Source organism: Globicatella sanguinis NBRC 15551, assembly GCF_001552295.1.
Taxonomy (GTDB): Bacteria; Bacillota; Bacilli; order Lactobacillales; family Aerococcaceae; genus Globicatella; species Globicatella sanguinis.
Genome location: NZ_BCQX01000124.1, coordinates 1 through 6686 on the forward strand (window position 1 = coordinate 1; position 6686 = coordinate 6686).

Here is a 6686-nt window from a genome sequence, read left to right on the forward strand (position 1 = left end):
TCAAATAAGAGTTAGAATAGAACCTCTTTTACTTTTGGCTGAGTTTGCGCAATAATTTTACCTTCGTGGATATTATATAAGACTTCGCTACGTTCATTTAAAACATTATAGAAATTATTGTGATTCATAATAATTAAGTTAGCCGGTTTACCTTCTTGAATTCCATAACGGTCGGTAATATTTAAACAGCGAGCAGCATTATGAGTTACAAAGCGATAGGAGTCCATAATTTCTTGATAGCCCATCATATGACCGATATGTAATCCCATATGAATGACTTCTAACATATTACCATCACCTAATGGGTACCAAGGATCGAATAAGTCGTCATGACCAAAAGCAACATTATTACCATTGGCTAGTAATTCTTTGACTCGCGTCATGCCACGACGTTTTGGATAAGTATCAATTCGCCCTTGTAGATGCGTATTTACGAGTGGATTGGCGATAAAGTTGATTTCAGAAAGACGTAATAAGCGCATTAATTTCGCAACATAGGCATTATTATAAGAATGCATCGCGGTAGTATGCGATGCTGTTACGCGACCTTTCATGCCTGTTTCTAATGCTAAGGTAGCCAGTACTTCTAAGCCACGCGAAGCTTCATCATCAATCTCATCGCAGTGGACGTCCACTAAGACATTATATTTTTGGGCTAATTGCATCATCATCTTGAGTGAAGCCACGCTATATTCACGAGTGAATTCATAATGTGGAATAGCCCCTACTACATCAGCACCTAATTTTAGAGCTTCTTCTAGTAATTCATAGCCGTTTTTATAACTTAAAATCCCTTCTTGTGGGAATGCTACTACCTGAATTTCAATAAAGTTTTTTACTTCTTCACGCAGATCGATTAATGCTCTTAGAGCAGTTAAATTAGGGTCCGTTGTATCAACATGAGTTCTGACAAATTGAATACCATTAGCAGCTTGTTTACGAATTGCGCGTCCGGCACGTTCTTTTACATCTTCATAAGTAAGACTTTGTTTGCGTAAAGCCCAAGTCTCAATTCCTTCGAATAGGGTACCGGACTCATTCCATTTTGGTTCGCCGGCGGTTAAGACGGAATCTAAATGAATATGTGGTTCAATAAAGGGCGGTAAGGCCAGTTTTCCTGTCGCATCAATCACTTCTTCATTATCACCAGCATGAAGGTGGTCACTAATTTCTGTAATGATACCATCCATAATACGAATGTCTGTGGCTTTTTCTTGATTTTCGATATGAACATTTTTAATTAACATTTTCCATTACCCCTTTATTTTTGATAAGACGAAATAAACAATAACGGCGACGATTAAACTATTGATGGGTGTAATCCCACTTTGAATCATTAATCCCAAACTAATCCCGATGATAACGGCTATTATCGCATGCCAATTCCATTGGCGAGTTGTTTCTACTTCTTGATAGTGCTTGCTATTGATAAAATAATCGATAATAATGACTGCACCAACGGGGGGAATCATTGATCCTAACAAACTTAGGTAGGAAACAAAGTTATCGTATAAAAAGATAGCGAATAAAGTAGCCAAGGTTCCTCCAAATAAGGTCATCCATTTCATTGGAAATTTGGTTACATTAGAAATCGATAAACCAGCGGTATACAAGGCATTATTATTGGTAGACCAAATATTAAATCCTAAAGATAAAATGGCTGGAATCGTTAAACCTTGAAAAATTAACACATCAAAGATATCGGGCATATTAAAGGCAGCGGCACCAGTAGCGCCAAAGCTAAACATTAAGATATTGCCGATAAAGAAAGCAATCACTGTGGAAATAATGGCAGTCACTCGATTATCAGCAAAGCGGGTAAAATTCGGCGTCGAGGTCCCACCACTGATAAAGTTACCAATAACAATACTTAAAGCAGCGGTTAAAGTAATCGGTTGAGCTGGCGTATCTGAAAATAGATGAGTGACCCCTCCAACATCATTAATTGAACGATACATCGAATAAAAACCTAAAAGGGTAATTAAAGGAACGGCAATGGAACCGAAAATCGATAAAGCTTTAATTCCTTTCACAGACGTTAAGGTCATCAAGCCACCTATAATTAGTACTAAGACATAAGTGTTGAGACCATATAATTTGGCAACAGGAATCGCAAACATGGCCACACCGACACCGAACCAACCCATTTGGGTCAAGCCCACTAATAAAGAGGGTAATTTTGAACCAGTATGACCAAATGCTTTTTTGGATAATAAGTCAAAATTCATTCGTGTAGCTTGTCCAATATGTGCGAGTATCCCCGTATAGACAGCTAAAAATAAGTTACCTAATAAAATCGCAATGACAAAGTCACTAAAGTTAAGTCCTAACCCTAATTGCCCACCGGCCATCATGGAAGGGGAGAAATAGGTAAAACCGACCATCACCACTAACATTTGCCAGAAATTTTTGTAATTTCCATTGACCTTAGTGAGAGCATACTCCTCATCTTGTGGGGTAACTGCTTGTGCGCCTACAGTCAAATGACTCGGTATTGACGCAACTTCTTGACGTTCCGCAATATTTTGCATAACAAAAAAGCCTCCTATAAAATTATTTAAATCTCTGGATAGAGATCGCATTATTTTATAGCAAGCTAAAAAAACGTATTCTCTATCTTTCCTATCTCTCGGATAGGTTTAAAGATTTATCGTTAACTATTATAACAAAGTTACTTTATTTGTACAGAGTAAATTGACGATTATTTAAAAATGAAATTCCAATGTCCGTCAAGGCACCATGAATACTCTATGGAATCGACTAGCGAAAATCTGCCTCCAATTGTTATGGTCGCATGAGAATAATCACTAGGGGTCCTTGAATTATCAAAACAGAGTAGGGATGGTAAGTTTTATAAAACATCTTCATGAAGGATGGAATAATTAATTATAAAATATTAAATGATGGTCAAATGAAAATCATTCAGATTTCTACTTCAGGTCCACTCCCAACTGTGCGGGGGTAGGCAGACGAAGCAAAAACTATTCATTTTCTATTTTATGCTAACTCATCTGTGAGAGTGGAGGCTGACAAAGCGAAAATCATTAAAATTTCTACTTCAGGTCTACTCCCCTTTGTTTGTATTTTATTTAAAATTTTAATGAATAAAATTTATTTTAAGTGTTTTTCTTTACATTTGAAATCAGTTTTACTTTAAGATTAAGGTGTAGTAAATAGATTAAGCAAACAAAATTTGGGAGGATGAGACTAATGAGAAAATGGATAAAACTATGGTTAGCGGCAATGACAGCAGTCAGTTTAAATGCCCCTGCCTTAAGCGTCGTAAATGCTGAAACCGCAACAGTTGATGAAACGTCATTTGAAGTGAATGGACAACAATTTGATCTTTATGAATCAATATATCCCCAAGTAGAATTTGAAATTGGCGAGGGTGAAAGTATTCATGATCGAATTATTTTGAATGAAGATACTTTATTTGCTTCGGTAGATGATGCCTTATATGTATCAAATCCAGGAAGTAATTTTGAATTTGTTAATGAAATCACTGGAGGTAAAAGTTATCGTGATTTATCTACCTTCGCTTGGTTGTATTTAATTTATGATAATGGCGATATGCAAATCGTCTCGCCAGCTGTGGCTTCTACCGATTTATTAGATACTTTTAGTTTAGAAGAATTAGTCGAAGCACAGTATCAAGACATTAATTTTAAATTGCATGGATCTTACTTGAATCATTATACGGATGATATTTATGAGATGTATCATTATACGAAAAACTTTTCACCACAAATAATTGCGGATGCCTATGCAGACATTCGTCGCGCGGAAATTTTACAAGAACAAGATCCATCTAATCCACGAATTCAAGAATTATTAGATGATATGTACGACTCTTATAATTTATTAGTAGAACGTTATGATATGTCAGTCAGCGAAGACAAAGACCCATACTTTGAATACTTTGAAGGGGTGGAAGAGTCATCTGAACTGGATGAAAGAGAAAGTATTATAGTAGAAGCTTTCCATAAATTACCGTTAGACTTCCAACAACGTTTAGCACGTTTTGGTTATATGACACATGCGGATATTAATAATATTATCGATGTCGGCGACTTTGATTTAAGTGCGATGGCGTACCCAGCAAGAGAAATTCACTTCTCGGAAGAATATGAAATTGAACCAGTCATTATCTATCATGAAATGGGGCATATTATTGATTATTCTTCTCGTGTTTATAAAGATCCGGCTTTAGAAGAATATAAGAGTTTCTCAGATTCTGATGAATGGATGAGTGTCCATCAAGCAGAGTGGGAAGAAGAAGGTTCTTATTATAATGATCCATCGGAGTCTTTTGCACAAGGTTTTGCGGCTTATTGGATTAAGAAAATTGAAGACACGGAAACTAGTGACTATGGCTATGAAAATACCGACATTGCGGACCGTCCTGAGACCGAAGCTTATTTTGAAGACTTATTCGCAAAATTAAATATTGAAGGCTAAAGTTTTAAACAATAAAAATCACACCTTACTCTAACTATGAACGAGTAAGGTGTTTTTGTGTGTAAAGAATGATAAAAATGTTTGAGTTAGTTAATTGATATTAAATAGCAATGGCACCGACTTACTGTTCGCTGCGTGAAACTTACAGCCTTCAATTCTTGAAGTTTTATGGGGGTGGGCAATATTATTTCTTCGTCTATCCAACCTGAACAGTTAGGAGTGAGCCAGAAGTAGAAAATCAAATGAATTTTGCTTCGTCTAACCACCCCTTCGCACAGTTGAGACCACTCAACCCCTGCACTATAAATTAAAGAGTTGGATTCAAATGGAATGATGATAGTTTGTATAGGTTAACTTAAAAATGAACCACTATATTAATTGAAAAGTGAGCCACTTTTAACTAGCAAAATACAATCGTATTTGCCCATCTGAAAAACTTATGAATAAAATGATACTAACATGGCGGATAACAATAATCTAATTATTTGTCATTCTCTAAAAAATGAGCATAGAGCTAATGAAATTTTGTAATAACCCATCTATTAGGAGAAGAGTTAAATTAATGTATCAAATAAGTGAATGGTGCTTTGTTTGTGTATTTATAAATAAGCTTGATAAAATTAAAAAATGAGTTATAATAAATATAGATAAATTACCTTTTTGGTAATTTATATAAAAGGAGAACAAAATTGGAAATACACTATTCTTCTAAAAAAGTAAAAAAACACTGCACAGACTTCAAAGAAGCTCAAAAATATTATTCTCGGAAAACAGCAATTAAATTACATAAATTAATAAATTTCATTGAAGAAATTCAATCACTTAAAGAATTGATTGATATCCCAATTTACCATTTTCATCCTTTAAAAGGAAAAAGGGAAGGTCAATTTGCGATTGACATTGATGGTCGGAAAAGTTCATATCGATTAATTGCAAGTTTTGATGACATAAGTTCGAAAGATGTTTTTTCGCGAGCAAATAAAATTAATATCATAAGAATTGAGGAGGTAAGTAAGCATTATGAGTAATATGACCGAATACAAAAATATATTGGCTTTCCATCCAGGTTCTTATATTGAAGAGATAATTGAAGAACTTAACATTAATCAGGAAGAATTTGCTGAAAGATTAGGAGTCTCAGCAAAGACCATTAGTAAATTGGTTAATGGTATGGATTCAATAAGTAAAGAGACTGCATTAAAATTATCTAAATTAACAGGTGTTAGTTTTGAGACATGGATGAAACTTCAATTGAAATATGACTTGAAAGTAAATGAAATTGAAGAGCAACGGCTACTTGATAATGAAGCATTAGTTTGTGAACAGATTGATTTTAATTATTTTAAAGTGAATCATTTCGTGGAGAATACTAGATATAATAAGATAGATAAAATTAAAGAGCTTCGTCAGGTTTTAAAAATAGCAGATTTAAATTATCTTAAAAAATTTAATCAACAAGTTAGTTACCGTAATACGAAAGATTTTAATTTGAAAACGACCATTAACTCAAATGTTTTACTTGAGATTGCGACGCATCTAGCTAAGGATACGACAGATATCAAATTTAATAAATCGCGTTTAAAGAAAGTTTTACCACAAATCCGAGAGTTAACTTTAAGAAGCGAAGAATCGTTTTATACAGAGTTGGAAGAGTTACTTTTATCTTGCGGTATAGTTTTAATTGGATTACCCTCTTTAAAAAATGCAGGATTAAACGGCGCGACTAAACGTTATAAAAATGGGAGTGTTTTGCTACTTCTTACCGATAAAAATAAACAGTCCGATATTTTTTGGTTTTCTCTGTTTCATGAACTGGGGCATATTTTAGAAGGGGAGTTTTATTCGGACTTAGGAGAGGTTGCACATTATGAGGAGAAGGAAGCAAAGGCTGATCAATTCGCTAGAGACATCTTAATTCCAGAAACAGAATATCGTCAATATCTTAAGGATGAAAATTTAAATAAACAAAGTATTCTTGAATTTGCGGATAAAATAGGGATTCATCCTAGTATTATTGTTGGAAGATTACAATATGATAAACATATCGGCTATAATATTTTGAATGAATTAAAGGTGAATTGTCAGTTTAAATTAACTCCTATTCCATCTTGAAAGATTGAAAGCAGAGTGGGAGGAAGAAGGTTCTTATTATAATGATCCATCAGAATCGTTTGCACAAGGTTTTGCAGCTTATTGGATTAAGAAAATTGAAGGTACGGAAACAA

The 6686-nt window shown here is 34.4% G+C and carries 5 protein-coding genes; 3 read left to right on the forward strand and 2 right to left on the reverse strand.

The features are described 5' to 3' along the window. Window positions 1-11: 11 nt before the first annotated feature. Entirely contained in the window at window positions 12-1247 is a 1236-nt protein-coding gene (gene codA / locus GSA01S_RS08845) for a cytosine deaminase (protein ID WP_066126742.1), read from the reverse strand. Window positions 1248-1253: 6 nt separating this feature from the next. Beyond that, window positions 1254-2531: a cytosine permease gene (codB, locus tag GSA01S_RS08850; protein ID WP_066126744.1), complete on the reverse strand. Its 1278-nt coding sequence runs from the start codon at window positions 2529-2531 to the stop codon at window positions 1254-1256. 679 nt (window positions 2532-3210) lie between these two features. Between codB and GSA01S_RS08855 the strand changes: the two genes are divergently transcribed. From GSA01S_RS08855 to GSA01S_RS08865, 3 genes are all read left to right on the forward strand, one after another. Next, window positions 3211-4461, forward strand: coding sequence for a hypothetical protein (locus GSA01S_RS08855; protein WP_066126746.1), 1251 nt, complete (start codon window positions 3211-3213; stop codon window positions 4459-4461). Between the two features lie 689 nt (window positions 4462-5150). After that, window positions 5151-5489, forward strand: coding sequence for a type II toxin-antitoxin system RelE/ParE family toxin (locus GSA01S_RS08860; protein WP_066126748.1), 339 nt, complete (start codon window positions 5151-5153; stop codon window positions 5487-5489). Beyond that, window positions 5482-6573: a HigA family addiction module antitoxin gene (locus GSA01S_RS08865; protein WP_066126749.1), complete on the forward strand. Its 1092-nt coding sequence runs from the start codon at window positions 5482-5484 to the stop codon at window positions 6571-6573. Before GSA01S_RS08860 ends, GSA01S_RS08865 begins: the two co-directional genes overlap by 8 nt. Window positions 6574-6686: the final 113 nt, after the last annotated feature.